Origin of the sequence: Rhizobium lusitanum (assembly GCF_014189535.1) — a bacterium.
GTDB lineage: Bacteria > Pseudomonadota > Alphaproteobacteria > Rhizobiales > Rhizobiaceae > Rhizobium > Rhizobium lusitanum_C.
Window position 1 is genome coordinate 1,715,107 of record NZ_CP050307.1, and the last position, 18,731, is coordinate 1,733,837.

The 18,731-nt window shown below is 60.3% G+C and carries 16 protein-coding genes, 1 pseudogene and 1 riboswitch; of the genes and pseudogenes, 14 read left to right on the forward strand and 3 right to left on the reverse strand.

The genetic code is table 11. The annotated features are described in order from the left end of the window. Nucleotides 1-5 precede the first annotated feature (5 nt). The 6 genes and pseudogenes from HB780_RS10980 (at nt 6) to HB780_RS11005 (ending at nt 6,727) form a co-directional block, all read left to right on the forward strand. Nucleotides 6-1,127 carry a M24 family metallopeptidase gene (locus tag HB780_RS10980; protein ID WP_183687641.1) on the forward strand — a complete coding sequence of 374 codons (1,122 nt, stop codon included), beginning with the start codon at nt 6-8 and terminating at the stop codon, nt 1,125-1,127. Between the two features lie 357 nt (nt 1,128-1,484). Then, nucleotides 1,485-1,703: a hypothetical protein gene (locus tag HB780_RS10985; RefSeq protein ID WP_183687643.1), complete on the forward strand. Its 219-nt coding sequence runs from the start codon at nt 1,485-1,487 to the stop codon at nt 1,701-1,703. A 106-nt stretch (nt 1,704-1,809) separates the two neighbouring features. Beyond that, nucleotides 1,810-3,571: pseudogene (locus tag HB780_RS10990) on the forward strand (ABC transporter permease). Nucleotides 3,572-3,594: 23 nt separating this feature from the next. Then, a complete protein-coding gene (locus HB780_RS10995) occupies nt 3,595-4,926 on the forward strand; it encodes an ABC transporter ATP-binding protein (protein WP_183687645.1) in 1,332 nt (443 codons plus the stop codon). Nucleotides 4,927-5,051: 125 nt separating this feature from the next. Next, the gene (locus tag HB780_RS11000; protein ID WP_183687647.1) at nt 5,052-6,116 is read left to right on the forward strand and encodes a sensor histidine kinase; all 1,065 of its coding nucleotides are present in this window, start codon (nt 5,052-5,054) and stop codon (nt 6,114-6,116) included. Nucleotides 6,117-6,118: 2 nt separating this feature from the next. After that, on the forward strand, nt 6,119-6,727 hold the full coding sequence (locus tag HB780_RS11005) for a response regulator transcription factor (RefSeq protein WP_286202917.1): 609 nt from the start codon (nt 6,119-6,121) through the stop codon (nt 6,725-6,727). Between the two features lie 117 nt (nt 6,728-6,844). Here the strand turns inward: HB780_RS11005 and HB780_RS11010 are convergent, their stop codons facing one another. After that, nucleotides 6,845-7,192 (reverse strand): hypothetical protein, encoded by a 348-nt coding sequence (locus tag HB780_RS11010; protein WP_183687651.1) that lies wholly within the window; start codon nt 7,190-7,192, stop codon nt 6,845-6,847. Nucleotides 7,193-7,499: 307 nt separating this feature from the next. Next, a riboswitch (cobalamin riboswitch) is annotated at nt 7,500-7,726 on the forward strand. Between the two features lie 248 nt (nt 7,727-7,974). On the opposite strand from HB780_RS11010, the gene nrdH reads away from it, so the two are divergent. The 5 genes from nrdH to HB780_RS11035 all read left to right on the forward strand — a co-directional run bounded on the left by nrdH (nt 7,975) and on the right by HB780_RS11035 (nt 12,617). After that, nucleotides 7,975-8,196, forward strand: a complete 222-nt coding sequence (gene nrdH / locus HB780_RS11015; protein WP_183687653.1) for a glutaredoxin-like protein NrdH — start codon at nt 7,975-7,977, stop codon at nt 8,194-8,196. 14 nt (nt 8,197-8,210) lie between these two features. After that, nucleotides 8,211-8,624, forward strand: a complete 414-nt coding sequence (nrdI, locus tag HB780_RS11020; RefSeq protein ID WP_183689693.1) for a class Ib ribonucleoside-diphosphate reductase assembly flavoprotein NrdI — start codon at nt 8,211-8,213, stop codon at nt 8,622-8,624. 41 nt (nt 8,625-8,665) lie between these two features. Further along, nucleotides 8,666-10,747 carry a class 1b ribonucleoside-diphosphate reductase subunit alpha gene (gene nrdE / locus HB780_RS11025; RefSeq protein ID WP_286203039.1) on the forward strand — a complete coding sequence of 694 codons (2,082 nt, stop codon included), beginning with the start codon at nt 8,666-8,668 and terminating at the stop codon, nt 10,745-10,747. 16 nt (nt 10,748-10,763) lie between these two features. Continuing rightward, nucleotides 10,764-11,753: a class 1b ribonucleoside-diphosphate reductase subunit beta gene (nrdF, locus tag HB780_RS11030; protein WP_183687657.1), complete on the forward strand. Its 990-nt coding sequence runs from the start codon at nt 10,764-10,766 to the stop codon at nt 11,751-11,753. A gap of 141 nt (nt 11,754-11,894) precedes the next feature. Continuing rightward, nucleotides 11,895-12,617 (forward strand): phosphatase PAP2 family protein, encoded by a 723-nt coding sequence (locus tag HB780_RS11035; protein ID WP_183687659.1) that lies wholly within the window; start codon nt 11,895-11,897, stop codon nt 12,615-12,617. A 90-nt stretch (nt 12,618-12,707) separates the two neighbouring features. Here HB780_RS11035 and HB780_RS11040 read toward each other — a convergent pair whose 3' ends face one another. Further along, nucleotides 12,708-13,760, reverse strand: coding sequence for a jacalin-like lectin (locus HB780_RS11040; RefSeq protein WP_183687661.1), 1,053 nt, complete (start codon nt 13,758-13,760; stop codon nt 12,708-12,710). 455 nt (nt 13,761-14,215) lie between these two features. Between HB780_RS11040 and HB780_RS11045 the strand changes: the two genes are divergently transcribed. Next, nucleotides 14,216-15,472, forward strand: coding sequence for a multidrug effflux MFS transporter (locus HB780_RS11045; RefSeq protein ID WP_183687663.1), 1,257 nt, complete (start codon nt 14,216-14,218; stop codon nt 15,470-15,472). An 11-nt stretch (nt 15,473-15,483) separates the two neighbouring features. Here the strand turns inward: HB780_RS11045 and HB780_RS11050 are convergent, their stop codons facing one another. Then, nucleotides 15,484-16,506, reverse strand: coding sequence for a LacI family DNA-binding transcriptional regulator (locus tag HB780_RS11050; protein ID WP_183687665.1), 1,023 nt, complete (start codon nt 16,504-16,506; stop codon nt 15,484-15,486). 94 nt (nt 16,507-16,600) lie between these two features. On the opposite strand from HB780_RS11050, the gene HB780_RS11055 reads away from it, so the two are divergent. Together HB780_RS11055 and HB780_RS11060 are read left to right on the forward strand one after the other, a co-directional pair. Next, a complete protein-coding gene (locus HB780_RS11055; RefSeq protein ID WP_183687667.1) occupies nt 16,601-17,794 on the forward strand; it encodes a phytanoyl-CoA dioxygenase family protein in 1,194 nt (397 codons plus the stop codon). A 96-nt stretch (nt 17,795-17,890) separates the two neighbouring features. Next, nucleotides 17,891-18,712 carry an SDR family oxidoreductase gene (locus HB780_RS11060; RefSeq protein WP_183687669.1) on the forward strand — a complete coding sequence of 274 codons (822 nt, stop codon included), beginning with the start codon at nt 17,891-17,893 and terminating at the stop codon, nt 18,710-18,712. Nucleotides 18,713-18,731: the final 19 nt, after the last annotated feature.

The following is an 18,731-nucleotide window of genomic DNA, read 5'->3' on the forward strand; positions in this document are numbered from 1 at the left end:
GTCGCATGTTTCCTCGTGACGAATATGACTGGCGGATTGCAAAGGCACATGCCGCCATGGACGCCGCCGCCGTCGATCTCCTTCTGATCGACAGCGGCGAGCTGCTGGCGTGGCTGACGGGCTATACCGTCTCCGAAACCATGTACCGTGCCGCCCTGCTTCCACGCCACGGACAGCCGTGGTTCGTCCTACGCGAACTCGACGAAGCGCCTTGCCGGGAAAAGACCTGGATCACCGATGTCATCGGCTTTGCCGATATCGATGATCCCCATCAGGTCGTGGCGGACAGCATCTGCTCCCACGGCTTCACTGACGCCCGCATCGGCGCTGATATCAATGCCTATAGCTTCAGTGCCCATACAGCCGCGCGGCTCAAGGCATGCCTGCCGCGGGCGGAATTCATCGCCCTTCCCGGCATCAGCGACAGCCTGCGCTGGATCAAATCACCGCGTGAAATCGCGGTTCTGGCGGATGCGTCTGCTATCGCCGACAAGGCCATGCGGGCCATCGCCGAGACAATCCGCCCGGGCATGTCGAGCCGCGATGCGGCAGCCATCGCAGCCGCGACCTTCCTGCGGGAGGGCGCCGATACGGGCGAGACCGGACCGATCGTCAAGGCGAGCGGCAGTCACGAGTTTCTCCATGGCGCGCTCAAGAATGAACTGCTGAGCGAAGGAGACATACTGCACGTCGAGCTGATCCCGCGCATCGGCGGCTACGGCGCACGTCTGATGCGGCCGATCATTATCGGCGAGCCCGCGTCGCGGCTTCGCGATGCGGCGTCCCGCATCGTCACGCTGCAGGATGAGCAGATTGCGGCCATGAAGCCCGGGGTGATGGCACGGGATGTGGACGCCATCGTCCGCAATAGCCTCGTCGCGGAGGGCTGGCGGCCCATCTATAACAACGTCACGGCCTATACGCTTGGCCTCTATACGCGTACGCCACGTACGAGCGACTTTTCCCGCGTGTTCCTGCCGACAGAGAACTGGCCGCTGGAGGACGGAATGGTCTTCCATGTCTATGCCAGCGCCTGCGGCCTTGGTTTCAGCGAAACAGTCGTGGTGACCTCTGACGGCAGCAAAAGGCTGACATCGACTGCCCGGCAGCTCTTAATCTCCGGCTAACCGCCCGATCGCGGCAGCGGCTCTTGCCCCCCGATTGGCCTGATCATCGGGGTAAACATCATCCACCTATACCAAGGTATAATCGCGGTGCACCAACGCCTGATTGACCGTTTATCCCCTCCATGACATCACGGCCATGCCCCACAACACAGTGCGCGGGGTTACCGAAACAACAGATCAAGAAGCCAATGGACAGCTACCCTAGTCGCTGTCCGGTTGCGGCATCAGGCCGTGGCCGGATGGTCATCGCAACAACCTGGACTGCCACCGGCACAATCGGCCGGGCGAGCGTCGGTCGGGCCTAGCCTGTCCGGTTTGCCGCCCGGACCCGCCGTCGGCGGACCGAGGAGGTGAACCATGAACAACATCGTTCTTTTTCGCGGACGCACGTCCGTATCCAAATTTCCAGTTATCCGGGCGCTGCCCGCCAATTCCGGTTCGCCGCGCCCGGTCCTTGTCGCCGTCTGGCATACCAATCCCCTGAGCGGAAAGCTGGAGTGCTTCTGGACAACGCAAGCCCAGTTACCTGTCGAAGAGGATGGTAGTCGACACATCGACAACCATCGGACGGCTTAACGGTCTCCTCCCTCCGTTCGACTGACGCCGCACCGGCGATTGCAGCTTTTATCACGTCGCGCGGGCATATCGCCGACACTCTCTCATTCTTCCATGAGGTCATCACATGGTCTTTCTTTCCAATGATCGCCGGGGGCATAGCGCCGTTGCCGAGCTGGCACGGACCCGCATCCTGCCGAACGGCTACGATCTCGTCGCCTTCGCCTTCGTCGCGGCGCTGGCCGTGCTCGCTGTGCATGGAGCAGCCGAAATGCGGGCGCCGCTGGACGGGTTGGCAAACGCTCCCATCTCGCTCGATCCCCGCGCGGCTGCCGGAATATGCCCTGCGCACGACGCTACGGATGTTCGCCGCAATCGGGGCCTCGCTGATCTTCACCTTCGTTTTCGCAACGCTGGCCGCCAAAAGCCGGCGGGCGGAGATGATCATCATCCCCGCCCTCGATATCCTGCAATCCGTGCCGGTTCTCGGCTTTCTCACCTTCACCGTCACCTTCTTCATGGGGATCTTCCCGGGAAGCCAGCTTGGCGCCGAATGTGCGTCGGTCTTCGCGATCTTCACCAGTCAGGCCTGGAACATGGCCTTTTCCTTCTATCAGTCGCTGCGAACAGTGCCACGCGATCTCGACGAAGTGAGCCGTGGTTTCGGCCTCTCTGCCTGGCAACGGTTCTGGCGGCTGGAGGCACCTTTTTCGGCGCCCGGGCTGATCTGGAACACGATGATGTCGATGTCCGGCGGCTGGTTCTTCGTTGTCGCCTCGGAGGCAATCACCGTCGGCAATGCCACGGTGCAGCTTCCGGGCCTCGGTTCCTGGCTTGCGGTTGCCATCGACAAGCAGGATTTTGCAGCGGTGAGCTGGGCAGTCCTCGCCATGGGCGTCGTCATCGTCCTCTACGACCAGCTCCTGTTCCGACCGATCGTCGCCTGGGCAGACAAGTTCCGCTTCGAGCAGACCGCCGGGCAGGAAAAGCCCCGCTCATGGGTCTATTCCCTGATCCAGCGCACGCGCCTGCTGAAATTCCTGATGGGACCGCTCGCCTGGGTATGGGGCAGGCTGATGCTCGTTCGCTTGCCAGCCATGGCCCGCAAGGCGCCGGTCGCCAAGCGCGACAATGCTATGGCCACACGCTTGTTCGATTATGCCTGGTTCGCCTTGATCACGGGTGTCGGCATCTGGGGCATCTGGACCGCCGTTGCCTATGTGAGCCAGACACTGACGTGGGGTGACGCATGGGAAGCCTTCCAGGGTGGTCTCGTCACTCTCTTGCGCGTGCTCGTGCTGATCGCGGTGGCAAGCGTGATCTGGGTGCCGATCGGTGTCTGGATCGGGCTCCGGCCGGCCGTCGCCGAGCGTGTCCAGCCCGTGGCGCAGTTCCTGGCGGCCTTTCCCGCCAACGTGCTGTTTCCCTTCGCAGTCGTTGCAATCGTCGCCACCGGAGCAAGCCCCGGCATCTGGCTATCGCCGCTGATGGTACTCGGCACGCAATGGTACATCCTCTTCAATGTCATCGCCGGGGCAAGCGCCTTTCCGACTGACCTGAAGGAAGTTGCCTCGGTCTACCAGCTCCGGTCATGGACCTGGTGGCGCCGTGCCATCCTACCGGGGATCTTTCCCTACTACGTCACCGGAGCGCTCACTGCATCGGGCGGCTCATGGAATGCCAGCATCGTCGCAGAAGTGGTGAGCTGGGGTCACACCAAGCTCGAAGCCTTCGGCCTCGGCTCCTACATCGCTAAGGCCACGGAGGCCGGCGACTACCCGCGCGTCATCCTCGGCATTGCGGTCATGTCGCTCTTCGTCACCCTTTTGAACCGAACTCTGTGGCGACCGCTCTACGTCTTCGCCGAACGCCGCCTGCGTCTCAACTAACCATTCCAGTCGGAGTAACACTCATGGAAAACATCATACTCACGAAGACGGCAGGAATTGCCGAAAACACCCCGCTGGTATCCGCCAAGCAGGTCTGCCAGATCTACGACAAGGGCGCATCCGGCTCGCTGGTCGTGCTGGACAATGTCGATCTGGAGCTTCGTTCCGCCGAAATCGTCGGACTGCTTGGGCGCTCCGGTTCCGGCAAGTCGACACTGCTGCGGGCGATCGCTGGCCTAATCCAGCCGAGCAAGGGTGAAGTCACTTTCGAAGGCAAGCCAGTGACCGGTCCGAACTCGGGCGTATCGGTCGTCTTTCAGAGTTTTGCACTCTTCCCCTGGCTATCCGTCCTGCAGAATGTCGAATTGGGCCTCGAGGCCCAGGGCATAGCACCGGGCGAGCGGCGCAAGCGTGCACTTGCCGCCATCGACCTTATCGGTCTCGACGGCTTCGAAAGCGCCTATCCGAAGGAGCTGTCGGGCGGCATGCGCCAGCGCGTTGGCCTTGCACGCGCCCTCGTCGTTCGCCCGAAGGTCCTTTTGATGGACGAGCCTTTCTCGGCGCTCGACGTGCTGACGGCGGAGACGCTGCGCACAGATCTTCTCGATCTGTGGTGCGAAGGCCGGATGCCAATCGAATCCATCCTGATGGTGACGCATAATATCGAAGAGGCCGTGCTGATGTGCGACCGCATCCTGATCTTCGGGTCGAACCCCGGTCGTGTCATCGCCGAAATTCGCGTCGACCTGCCGCAGCCGCGCAACCGTCTCGACCCCACCTTCCGGATGCTGGTCGAAGACATCTATGCAAGGATGACCGCGAAGACCGGCACCACGGCGCGCGATGGGCTCTTCCCGGGCACGGGCATCGCCATGGCCCTGCCGCGGGTATCGACCAACCTGCTGTCCGGCCTGATAGAAACGGTGGCAGCCGAGCCTTACCGGGGACAGGCGGATCTGCCGCCGCTTGCCACGCATCTCCATCTCGACATCGACGATCTCTTCCCGGTCGCCGAAACGCTGCAACTGTTGCGTTTTGCCGATCTGGAAGGCGGCGACATCCGGCTGACGGCTCCGGGCCTGCGCTTCTTCGATAGCGACGTCGACGAACGCAAGCGCCTGTTCGAGCAGCATCTCGCCACCTATGTGCCGCTCGCCGCCCATATCCGCCGTGTCCTCGACGAGCGGCCGACGCATCGCGCGCCGGCCCGACGTTTTCGCGACGAGCTCGAGGATTACATGTCGGAGGACTATGCCGATACCACGCTGAAAGCCGTGACGAACTGGGCTCGTTATGCCGAATATTTCGCTTACGACGAGAATGCTGACCTGTTCACACTCGAAAACCCGAGTTAAGGACCATGCTTGATCATCGCCGACCATTGGCCCACCTCAATGGTCGGCATTGCTCATGGCTTTCCGATCGTGCACCCTGCCGTCGCATGTGCGGCGGCGGATTCGTGTAGGAAGGGTAAGGCGATATGAGGCGCGAGGTCCTGCGATACCTGGTCGAGGCGCCCTTGCTGTGGCTGGGCCTTGCGCTGCTCGCCACCCTGATCTTCGTTGCCGACACGGTGACCAATCTGGAGATCGCCTTTGCGGTGCTCTATGTCTCGGTGATCCTCATCTCCGTGCGCTCCGGCCGGCCCGGGGCCGTCATGATCGTGGGGATCGCCTGTGCCGTCCTCACCATAGCGAGCTACTTTCTGACACGGCACGGAGATTCCCAATCCGGCATGGTGAACGGGGCCATAAGCCTGCTTGCCATCGGCGCGACTACCTATCTGGCGATCAGGATCGAGGCGACCGAGGCAAGAGCTAGACAGGCGCAATCCGAACTCGCGCGGATGTCGCGCATCATGACGATGGGCGAACTCAGCACCTCTATCGCCCATGAAGTCAGCCAGCCGATCACCGCAATCGTGGCCAATGGCAATGCGGCACTCCGCTGGCTGTCGGCAGCACCGCCCGAGCAGGAGGAGGCACGGCGCGCGCTCGACAGGATCGTCAAGGATGCCGGCCGCGCCGGCGAGGTGATTGGCCGCGTCCGCAGTCTGGTTGCGCGAACGGCGCCATCGCGCGACAGGATCGACATTGTTGAAGCGGTCACCGAAGCGCTGGCGCTCGTGCGTGGTGAGATCCGCGAAAACCATATCCTGCTGCGCACCGAACTCGCCAATGATCTACCATCAGTGACAGGCGACCGGGTTCAACTGCAGCAGGTGATCCTGAACTTCGTCATCAATGCCATCGAAGCAATGGCGGGCGTCGATGTGGAGAAGCGCGAGCTGCTGGTCAGCGCCGCCGCCGATGGCAGAAAGATAACGGTCAGCGTGCGCGACACAGGCACGGGCGTGCCGCCTGCCGCTTCCGAGAGGATGTTCGAAACCTTCTTCACGACCAAGACAACAGGAATGGGAATGGGGCTGGCGATCAGCCGGTCGATCGTCGAGGCGCATGGCGGCACGGTCTATACAGCGCCCAACTTCCCGCATGGCGCGGTGTTCGGCTTCATCCTGCCGTCGGTTGCCGGAACGAGAGGATGATCATGCCGGAGCAAAAACCGACCATCTATGTCATCGATGACGATCCGTCCGTCCGGGATGGGCTGGACAGCCTCCTGCGCTCGGTCGGCTACGACGTCAGCAGCTTCGCATCGCCACGGGACTTCCTCAACCATCGACGATCCGATGGCCCCTCCTGCCTTGTCCTCGACGTCAGGATGCCGGATGCAAGTGGCCTGGATTTCCAGGACGAATTGGCAAGGACCGGCAATCCCCTGCCCATCATATTCCTGACCGGCCATGGCGACGTGCCGATGTCGGTCAGGGCGATGAAGGCCGGCGCGGTGGAGTTTCTGCTCAAGCCCTTTCGGGAGCAGGATCTCCTCGACGCCATTCGGCAAGCTTTGGAAAAAGATCGCGTCCGACTTCGCCAGGACGCTGCGACGACCGATCTGCGGGAGCGGTTTGCGACGCTGACAACGCGCGAGCGTGAGGTGATGGCGCTTGTCGCCCTCGGACGCCTCAACAAGCAGATCGCAGCCGAACTCGGCCTGAGCGAAATCACCGTGAAGGTTCATCGCGGCCAGGCGATGCGCAAGATGCAGGCTGGCTCCGTCGCCGACCTCATCAGAATGGCCGATACGCTCGGATAGCCCGCAATGCCGGGGACATCAATCAGTTCAACGTCGTCAAGGCACGATCGAAATCGTGCCTTGACGCTATGCTTTAGCCCGCCGGCTACATTGGTCACGGCGGATGATGCGTGAGCCTTAATTGAGGGCCGGGCAGCCACGTCGATTGGCAAAAACCATACGGTCGGGGCCACCATCATTCCAGCCACGGACGACAATGCGTCGCCCGTTGTTTTCGACCGAATCAATGCGTCGGAAACCTTCCTGGCGGGCGGCGTCCATGAGTTCGCGCCGGCCGCAGCCCCCGCGGTCACGGTCTCTCCGTGGGCCGTCCCAGTTCTGATCCTGCCGGCGATCCCACCTTGGCGGCTGCCTGTATCCGTCGTCATCACCGAAATTCTGCGCCATGGCGGCAGACGGCATCAATTGCGTTGCGGCCAGGCCGGCCAATGCAAGAAAAGAAACTCGTGCAAAACGTCCAAACATCCTTCGCTCCTCACTTTTATATCGATGGCATGATTCGGTGATATTGCATTTTACATGAACGCTATCCGAACAGGCCGTTCATACAATCCCAACGTGATCGCCCCCAAGGCATCGCTTCCACGATGCAGCGCCTCCCCGAGCATAAAACTAGGGTTGCCAGCAGTGAAGGCAAGCACGGGAGCGTGGCCCACCGGGAGAAGCAACGGAATGAAATGAAACAACGTCTCCCCCAAGGGCGGCTTTGCTCTATCCCCACGAAACGTGACGGCGCGCCATCATATCGATTGACGAAATTCCAACCTCGTCTACCATATGTAGTGTTCGAGGTTCTTCCGATTCGCAAGGGTTGGGGGCTAAGACGGGAATACGGTGCGCGACCGCCCATAATGGGCGCCGCAATTCCGGAGCTGCCCCCGCAACTGTAAGCGGCGAGCATCTATCCACCGAAAGCCACTGAAGCATGATGTTTCGGGAAGGTGAGGATTGATGCAACGACCCGCAAGCCAGGAGACCTGCCTCAAACAAAACGTCCACGGGCGGGGTGTCCGGAAGGTCGCGATGTACAGCGGAATGACTCCGTTCGTGCACGCTTCCCCGAGGTCCTGCGATCAGTCAACTTCGGGGTGAAGTCCATGTCGAATTTTTCAAACCAGTCCCTGCGCGAGTAGCCGCACATCCACGTCCGAATCCGGGCGTGTGCTGACCCATCTTCATTTTCTTCGAACGGGCATCGGCGGATGTCTGGACGATATCGTGTGACTTTCAAAGATACGAGGACAATCATGAGCATCACCGTCTACAGCAAGCCCGCCTGCGTCCAATGCACAGCAACAACACGAGCACTCGACCGCCACGGCATCGCATACCGGGTCGTCGATGTTTCCACCGACAATGCCGCTTTCGAACTGGTGCAGGGCCTCGGCTACCGCAAGGTCCCGGTGGTCGTCGCCGGCGAACAGCATTGGGCGGGCTTCCGGCCCGACATGATCAGCGCGCTTGCCTGATGAGACAGCCATCGATGGGGCAGATCGTCTATTTTTCCAGCCGGTCCGAGAACACCCATCGCTTCATCGGCAAGCTTGGCCTGGACGCCGTGCGAATACCGGTTCGTCAGGATGAGCTTTTCCGTGTCCACCAGCCCTTCGTCCTCGTGGTGCCGACCTATAGCGGCGACAGCGGCAAGGGCGCGGTTCCAAAACAGGTGATCCGTTTCCTGAACGAGACGGAGAACCGATCGAACATCCGAGGCGTGATCGCCGCGGGCAACAGCAACTTCGGAGCGACCTTCGGGATCGCCGGCGACATCATCTCCGCCAAATGCCAGGTGCCGTATCTTTACAGGTTCGAGCTGATCGGCACGGAAGAGGACGTCGCCAATGTCAGAGATGGATTGGAACGATTTTGGACACGCTCACGCTCGAACGCCCGGTAAAGGCCACCGAAACGCAACTCGACTATCATGCGCTGAACGCCATGCTGAACCTTTACGACGAGGGTGGCAAAATCCAGCTCGACAAGGACCGGCTGGCGGCAAAGCAGTACTTTCTCCAGCGCGTCAACCAGAACACCGTCTTCTTTCATAACCTCAGGGAGAAGCTCGATTATCTCGTGACCGAGGGCTATTACGAGCGCGAGGTTCTCGACCAATATTCCTTCAACTTCGTGCGCGACCTCTTCGATCACGCCTATGCGAAGAAATTCCGGTTCCCGACATTTCTCGGAGCCTTCAAATATTACACCAGCTATACGCTGAAGACCTTCGACGGGAAGCGCTACCTCGAGCGCTATGAAGACCGCATCTGCATGGTCGCGCTGACCCTGGCGCAAGGCAATGAATCGCTGGCGAAAGACATGGTCGACGAAATCATTGCCGGCCGCTTCCAGCCGGCAACCCCGACCTTCCTCAATGCCGGCAAGAAGCAGCGCGGCGAACTGGTCTCCTGCTTCCTGATGCGCGTCGAGGACAACATGGAGTCCATCGGACGCTCGATCAATTCGGCGCTTCAGCTCTCCAAGCGCGGCGGCGGCGTCGCGCTGTCACTCACCAATATCCGCGAGGCCGGCGCGCCGATCAAGCACATCGAAAACCAGTCATCCGGCATCATTCCGGTGATGAAACTGCTGGAAGACAGCTTCTCCTACGCCAACCAGCTCGGCGCGCGGCAAGGAGCGGGCGCGGTCTATCTGAACGCGCATCACCCCGACATCATGCGGTTCCTCGACACCAAACGCGAGAATGCCGACGAGAAGATCAGGATCAAGACGCTGTCGCTTGGCGTTGTCGTCCCGGACATCACCTTCGAACTCGCGAAGAACAACGAGGACATGTACCTGTTCTCGCCCTACGACGTCGAGCGTGTCTATGGCGTGCCGTTCACGGAAATTTCCGTGACGGAGAAATACCGCGAGATGGTGGCCGACAACCGCATCCGCAAGAAGAAGATCAAGGCGCGCGACTTCTTCCAGGTGATCGCCGAAATCCAGTTCGAGAGCGGCTATCCCTACATCATGTTCGAAGACACGGTGAACCGCGCCAATCCGATCGCCGGGCGCATCACCATGAGCAACCTCTGCTCCGAAATCCTGCAGGTGAGCGAGGCAAGCACCTACATGGACGATCTCTCCTACGAGCATATGGGCAAGGATATTTCCTGCAATCTCGGCTCCCTGAATATCGCTGCTGCCATGGATTCAGACGACTTCGGCAAGACGATCGAGACGGCAATACGGTCGCTAACGGCGGTCTCCGACATGAGCCACATCTCGTCGGTGCCCTCGATCGAAAAGGGCAATGATGAGAGCCATGCGATCGGCCTCGGCCAGATGAACCTGCATGGCTATCTCGCCCGCGAGCGGATTTTCTATGGTTCCGAGGAAGGCGTCGATTTCACCAATATCTATTTCTATACGGTGACCTATCACGCCATCCGCGCCTCCAATCGCCTGGCGGTGGAACGGGCGCGCAGTTTCAAGGGGTTCGAGAATTCGAAATACGCCTCCGGCGACTATTTCGACAAATACACCGAACAGGAATGGAAGCCCGCGACAGAGCGGGTTCGAACACTGTTCGAAACCGCCGGCATAGACATTCCGACGCAGGAAGACTGGCAGGAACTGAAGCAGGCCGTGATGGAAGGCGGTCTCTATAACCAGAACCTGCAGGCGGTGCCGCCGACGGGATCCATCTCCTACATCAACCACTCGACCTCCTCTATCCATCCGATCGTCTCAAAGATCGAAATCCGCAAGGAGGGCACGATCGGCCGCGTCTATTATCCGGCTGCCTTCATGACCAATGACAATCTCGACTACTATCAGGATGCCTACGAAATCGGGCCTGAGAAGATCATCGACACCTATGCGGCGGCCACCCAGCATGTCGATCAGGGGCTATCCTTGACGCTGTTCTTCCGCGACACCGCAACAACCCGCGACATCAACAAGGCGCAGATCTACGCCTGGAAGAAGGGCATCAAGACCATCTACTACATCCGCCTTCGCCAGATGGCGCTGTCCGGCACGGAAGTGCAGGGCTGCGTGTCCTGCGCACTCTGATACCCTGGGGAACAAGATGAACATTCAAGTGAAAACCAACACGCCGAAGCGTTCCAAAGCGGTGCGCGCCATCAACTGGAACCGCATCGATGACGACAAGGATCTGGAAGTCTGGAACCGGCTGACAGGGAACTTCTGGCTGCCGGAAAAAGTGCCGCTTTCCAACGACATCCCTTCCTGGGCGACCCTGAAACCCGAAGAGCAGCAGCTTACCATCCGCGTCTTCACCGGCCTGACGCTTCTCGACACCATCCAGAACGGCGTCGGTTCGGTGACGCTGATGGCGGACGCGGAGACCTCCCATGAAGAGGCGGTGCTGTCGAATATCTCCTTCATGGAGGCGGTGCATGCGCGGTCCTACTCATCGATCTTCTCGACGCTGTGCCTGACGCCGGATGTCGACGACGCCTATCGCTGGTCGGAGGAGAATGAATTCCTGCAGCGGAAATCGGCGCTGATCATGGAGCAATATGCCTCCGGCGACCCGCTGAAGAAGAAGGTCGCCAGCGTCTTTCTCGAAAGCTTCCTTTTCTATTCCGGCTTCTATCTGCCGATGTTCTGGTCAAGCCGGGCGAAGCTGACGAATACCGCCGACATGATCCGCCTGATCATCCGCGATGAAGCCGTGCACGGCTATTACATCGGATACAAGTTCCAGCGGGCGCTCGACCGTGAGCCGGAAGCGCGGCGCCAAGAGATCAAGGATTTTGCCTTCGACCTGCTGCTTGAGCTTTACGACAACGAGGCAAAATACACCGAAGCGCTCTATGACGGCGTCGGTCTGACGGAAGACGTCAAGAAATTCCTGCATTACAATGCCAATAAGGCGCTGATGAATCTCGGCTACGAGGCGTTGTTCCCGCCGGAGGCTTGCAAGGTCAATCCAGCGATCCTGTCGGCACTCTCGCCGAATGCCGACGAGAACCATGACTTCTTCTCAGGCTCGGGATCGTCCTACGTCATCGGCAAGGCAGTGGCAACCGAGGACGAGGATTGGAATTTCTGAGCCGACACCGCCGGTCGTTTCCGAAACCATTCCGTTTTGCGAGCAGCGCTTTTCCCGTTGCCGCATGGATTTGGCCGGTGGTACATCTCGACCGGAATTCGAAGCAGACGAAATGGAAACTATTCAGATGGGCGACCGCACATGAACGATCAGCAGCCCCGCAAGCCGGGTATATTTGGGTGGCTGAACCGTTTCGAACCCCTGGTGCTCGTCATGTTCGCGGCTTTCTCTGGCGGGCTCTTTCTGTTTCTGCAATTGACCGGTGAGGTTCTTGAAGGTTCGACGAGGCGATTTGACGAAAGCATATTGCTGGCGCTTCGCCAGCCGGACAATCTATCGCTTCTATTGGGACCTGCGTGGCTCACCCATGCCTTCAGCGATATCACCAGCCTTGGCGGCACGACGGTCCTCACGCTGTTGACGACACTGGTGACCATCTACCTGCTACTCGATCGCCGCCGCTCGATCGCCATCTTCATCCTCGCCTCGGTGCTGGGCGGATGGCTGCTGAGCACCACGCTGAAGCTAGGCGTTGCAAGGCCAAGGCCGGACATCGTTCCGCATCTGGTCGAGGTTCATGACCTGAGTTTTCCGAGCGGTCACGCGATGGTCTCTGCCGTGACCTACCTGACGCTTGGCGCGCTTCTCTCCCGCACGCAGGCTTACAGGTCGACCCGGATCTTCATGATTGTGGTCGCCATTTTTCTGACGCTTCTGATCGGCACAAGCCGGGTCTTTCTCGGCGTGCATTTCCCGACCGATGTCCTGGGCGGCTGGTGCGCCGGCGCCACATGGGCGCTTGGGTGCTGGATGATCGCCCGCCGCTACATATCGACATCGCCTGAAACGAGAAACCCGGGATAGATGGTTGAACCCACCGGGCATTCAACCAAAACAGGGCGCATCGAATTGCGCCCTGTTTCGTGCCGAATAAGACCAGACTTGCCGGTCTCCTCAATGCCGTTGCGGCCTTGAGGAATGGGCGGGAACCAGCCGCTTGACGGCCGAGCCCGACACGTCCTGTATCTCGACGCTGGTATAGCTCACTCCTTCATAAGTTCCGCTGACGGGGTATTCGAGCGTGGTGCCGTCGGTAAAGACGATATGCACGGTCCCGGTGAAAGGGAGATCCGCCTGCCCCGTATAGGTCACGGCAAGCAGTGTGATCGAGGCGTGAGATGCCAGCGTGCCCGAATAGTTCCAGCTCATCTCATGCGTCGAGGATTCGCTGAAGGATTGCTCCGAACTCGTGCCCACTTCCCATGTGAAGGTCGAATTCACTTCCCCGATGGTCGGCACGCCCACGGTGAGACCGATACTTCCACCTAAGGAAAATGTCTGTCCCGTCGTCCAGGTGCTGGTATCGGTCACCGAGATCGAGCCCGAAAACGTATATTGCTTCTCGTCGGTTCCGTTGTTCGTATAGGTTTCCTTGGAGAGCCGGTCGGGGTTGCAAGGCTGGCCGTTGAGATTGGAATAAGTCACATCATCCAACGTCATTGCTGTGAACGGTCTCTGAAAGTAGAAGCCCAGATTGTCGATATCCAAACCGCTCCGGCCGGTGGCGCCGACGCAGATGCCGCTGCCGACATCGATATGGTATTCCGTCGAGGTTGAGCCGCCTGAATCGAACCTTCCGCCGCTGCTCGTGGTGAAGCGAATGCGGCCAAGGCGCGTTCCCACGCCGTCGCCCCACAGGCTTAACGCGCTGATTGTCTCTTCTTGCGCGAAGCTGTAGGTCTGGTCCGGAGCGTCGGATGCCGTCCCCTGGGTAAAGCTCGTGTCGTCGGAAAACAGCAGATAGATCTGGCGTACAACGGAGCCGTCGACCCATGCACTGATTTCCTTCAACGCTCCGCCCTTCATGACCAGATTGTAGTCGAAGGGATCACCGCCGTCGCCGCCGATGATTCTCAGCGGTGCGCAATATTGCGCCGGGTCACCTCCAGCCCCGACGGGGAATGTGGGATCGATTTTCGAGCTCGATTGTTGCGCGGAAATGTTCATGGCTGCCTCCTGAGGGATTGATTGGACATGACGCCAGCCTGTTCAATTTAAAATTGAATATCCTCAACTCAGGCTGGCAATGGCAGCGTATATAAGCGTGGCGAGATAAACATACGGCAGCTGTCGTATTTCAGCCGCGCCAGTGACTGACCGAAAAACCACTCGACCAATTCACAAAATGAAATGCTCCGCCCCATGATCGCGGCGGCGAACGGGCACCACATTTCCTTCGTCCTGCATTGACGACATGCAGATTCCTGTCTAGTTTTCCCATCATGAAGATCACGATGGTTCTTGCAGTGGTGATAGGGCGCATGGGCGGGATGGTATAACCATCCGGCGAAAGCACCCATGCGCGGTAAACAGGCTCCTGACGGGGCCTTTTTTATGCCCAAAATTCGGGCCGCGCCTCGTCAGATTTCCCTCGACACCCCACGGACAAGACGGTCAAGACCATGACGGATAACAATCCCATTCAGGCTTCGCGTATCCAACCGACAGCCAAGACGACTAGCATCCCGGCTGGTCCGCCTCCCCGACTGACAACCCTCATCTTTCTGTCGGCGCTCTCGGTGCTGCCGGTGAACATGATCCTGCCGTCGCTACCCAGAATTGCTGCTGCGTTCCACGCCGATTACGCGCTCGTCAACCTTTCGGTTGCCGGCTATACGATCGTCACGGCCATGATAGAGATCGTCGCCGGTGCGATGTCGGATCGGTATGGACGCAGGCCGGTCGCTTTGATCGCCGTCTCCATTTTTATCATCGCGTCGATCGGCTGCGCTCTGGCCACCAATATCGGCACCTTCCTCGTTTTTCGGGCGCTGCAAGCCTCGATCGGCGCCTGCTTTTCCGTCGCTCTCGTCGTCGTCAAGGAGACATCTGGCGAACGCGGAGCGGCAAGCAGAATTGGCTATGTCTCCATGGGATGGGCGATTGCGCCCATGGTCGGGCCGATGTTTGGCGGGTTATTGGACGAGTTGTTCGGATGGCGAGCGATCTTCATTGTCCTGGCTATCCTTGGTGCGGCTATCCTCGCTCTGTCCATACGCGAGCTAAGGGAAACCTCCACACACGCATCAAAGCCGAAGGCGAACTATCTCGCCTCCTATGCGCAACTCCTGAGTTCGGCGCGGTTCTGGGCCTATACCCTGTGCATGGCCTGCTCCATGGGAACGCTCTACATTTTCCTCGGAGGAGCACCCTTGGCATTCAGCCAGTCGTTCGGCGGATCAAGCGCGACCCTGGGCTTCTACATGGGAATGGTCCCGGCGGGCTTCATCCTGGGGAGTTATTTGGCCGGCCGCTACGCCTCCCGAAATGCGCTCAGCACCGTCCTCATCGTCGCACGCCTCTTCACATGCATAGGGCTGCTGGCTGGCCTGGTCCTTTCGATGTCGGGTGCCGCCCACATTCTTGCATTCTTTGGACCCTGCATGTTCATCGGCATTGGCAACGGGTTGACCATGCCCGCCGGCAACACCGGCGTGCTGTCCGTGCGCCCCGACCTTGCGGGCACCGCTGCGGGACTGTCCGCAGCCATGAGGCTCGTCGGCGGAGCGCTCATAGGTTCCGTGGCTGGTCTGTTTCTGGCGCGGTCGGGGACAATCCATGCCTTGTTCGTCATGATGCTGATATCGGCATTGCTCGCATTGTTGGCGGCATTTTACGCGGCCTTCGTCGATCGGAGTATGTCCAGGACGGTTTCCTAGCACATGGAACGTCAGGTCACGACCGGCATGTTATAGGAGGTGATGATTTCCACCGCCGACAACATCGCCGGCGCGCTGCGCCCATTTACCTGGCCGCTCATGATGGCGCGAAACGCCGATCGGGCGTCTGTTCGCAAGTCATGATGCAGCACGAAGCCGATCTTGCCGGCGGCGAGCAGCGCACGGTTGTCAGCATCGAGATCATGCGCCACGAAAATGCGGATCGGCCTTCCAGCTGCCTCGAAGGCGGCGAGCACGGCCCTGTTGCCGCCGCCGACGGAATAGACCGCATTGATCGTCGCATCCGCAGCGATGGAGCGCGCCGCAAGCGTTCCCGTCGCGACATCGGTGCCGTGACCTTCGCTGATCTCGGTAACACCGATCTGCGGATAGCGCTCGCGCAACACGCGGCGAAAGCCGATCTCACGCTCCTCCTCACCGCGAAAGCGGCCGCTCGACAGCGTGACGAGAACCCGTGCGTCAGCGCCGTCAAAACTGCTGCCGATGAGATAGGCGGCCGTTTCGCCTGCCGCACGATTGTCGGCACCTGCGTAAGCCGCGCGTGACGAATTCGGCAGGTCCGTCACCAGGGTGACGACCGTGATGCCGGCCTTGGTCGCGCGCTCGACCGCGGCGGCGATTTCCGGAATATCGGGGGCCTTCAAGACGATCCCATGCGTACCCCGCAGCCGGATGCGATCGAGCAATTGCACCAGTTCACTGGGCTTCATCACCTCGGCGAAATGAAAGCGACAGCGGAAGACCATCGGCAGGAAAGTCGCAACCTCCGCTTCGAAGGCTGAACGCACCGCGTTGGAAAAACGCTCTGGCGCCTCCATGACGATATCGATTACCAGCGTCCGGCCGCTGATCCCGGCGCCTGCCTGCTGTTTCTCCAGCTCGGCGATCGCCGCCTTCACCCGCATTTCGGTCTGCCGGCGCACGCCCGGCCGCCCGTTCAGCACTCGGTCGACGGTGGCGGTGCTCAAGCCTGCTTGAAAGGCGATATCCTTGACAAGAAACGGATGCGACATGCTCTTCGTTCTGATGGCTTTTTGATGGATTTACGATCTATAACACGACAATGCCTGCCGTATAGTGCCTTCATCAGAGATGGAGGAACACCTGATGAAAACCGACAATCCGCAGAAGCTGCGCGCCGACCGGGTCTGGCTGACCGAGGATGCCTGCGACCTCGCCGATTTCCGAACTCTGGCGGAAAAGACCACGACCCTTGCCGACTATCCGACCGCCGATAGCGTCGAGAAAAACGTCCTGATCTATGACAGCGCCAAGGTTCTGGCCGCCATTACCAGCCCAGACGGACGGCGTGCCGTGCTCGCCGAGATTTGCGAAGCCTTCGGCGAAGGCCCCGGCGTCGTGGTCTTCAAGCGCGCCTATGAGGATACATCCGTCATCGACCGCGCCAGCGTGATCTTCGACGACATCATCAATGAGCAGCACCGCACGGCGTCCGGCGGCGGCGACCATTTCGCCAAGCCGGGTGCCAACGACCGCATCTGGAATTCGCTGGAAAAACACTGCCTCGCCGATCCAGCCAATTTCGCAGAATATTACGGCAATGCCATTGTCGCGATTGCCAGCGAAGCCTGGCTCGGACCGAGCTACCAGATGACGGCGCAGGTCAACAGGGTCAATCCCGGCGGTGCCGCGCAATCCGCCCACCGCGATTACCATCTCGGCTTCCAGACATCGAAGGTGATCGAGCAGTTTCCGGCTCACGTCCACAAGCTCTCGCCGGTCCTGACGCTGCAAGGCGCGGTTGCCCATTGCGACATGCCGCTCGAAAGTGGGCCGACGCTGTTCCTGCCGCATAGCCAGACCTATGTGCCTGGTTATCTCGCGCTGAAGCGCCAGGAATTCCGCGACTATTTCGATCGTAACCATGTCCAGTTGCCGCTCGAAAAAGGCGATGTCGTCGTCTTCAACCCTGCCCTCTTCCATGCCGCCGGCACCAATCGCTCAGCGAATATCAAGCGCGTGGCGAACCTGCTGCAGGTTTCCTCCGCCTTCGGCCGCGCCATGGAGACGGTCAATCGCGAACGCATGAGCGCCCGCCTGTTCCCGGCACTGAAAGCACTGAAAACGGCGGGCAAACTCTCCGAGGCAGAAGTGTCGAATGCCATCGCGTCGTGCGCCGAGGGCTATTCCTTCCCCACCAACCTCGACCGCGACCCACCCGTCGGCGGTCTTGCCCCAAAGACACAGGCGCAATTGCTGCATGAGGCACTGACGGAAGGCTGGAGCGACGAGGCGTTCACCAAGGCTCTCTCGGAGCAGGCCGGGAAGAAGCTCACCTGACGGCCAAGGATACATCGATCACCCATCAAACCGGAGCCTCTCGCATCGCGAGGGGCTTTGCGCACATCACATCGAACCATTTCCGGGAGGAATAGCATGAGCACAGACCACAGCCGCTTCGACGGCAAAATCGCGATTGTCACCGGCGGCACGCAGGGGCTTGGCGCCACCATTGCCCGCCTCTTTGCCGATCGCGGCGCCAAGGGCATCGTCATCTGCGGCCGCAACGAGGCGAAGGGCAAAGCCAAGGCGGAGGAGATCTCGGCGGCAACCGGGGCAAAGGTCGTCTACGTCAAAGCCGATCTCGGCAATGTCGACGACGCGCGCAATGTCGTCCATGTCTGCGACCAGACTTTCGGCCGCGTCGATGCGCTGGTGAACGCCGCCGCCATAACCGATCGCGGCACGATCCTCGACACCAGCCCCGACCTTTTCGACGCCATGTTCGCCGTCAATGTTCGGGCGCCGTTCTTCCTGATGCAGGAGGCCGTCAAGGTCATGCGGCGCGAGACGATCGAGGGCACGATTGTCAATATCGGCTCGATGTCGGCCAAAGCCGGCCAGCCCTTCATCGCCGCCTATTGTGCCTCCAAGGGTGCGCTGGAAACACTGACGAAGAACACGGCCTACGCGCTCTTGCGCAACCGCATCCGCGTCAACGGCCTCAACATCGGCTGGATGGCCTCCGAAGGCGAGGACCGGATTCAGAGGGAGTATCACAACGCTCCCGCCGACTGGCTGGAAAAGGCGGCTGCCAGCCAGCCGTTCGGCCGGCTGGTCGACCCGCAAGAGGTGGCCCGCGCCTGCGCCTATCTGTCGTCAGCCGAATCCGGCCTGATGACCGGCTCGGTCACCTGCTTCGACCAGTCGATCTGGGGGGCCTACGACGGCTCACCGCACCCGGTCGCCGCCCTCTGAGAAAACGAGAAAGAATGAT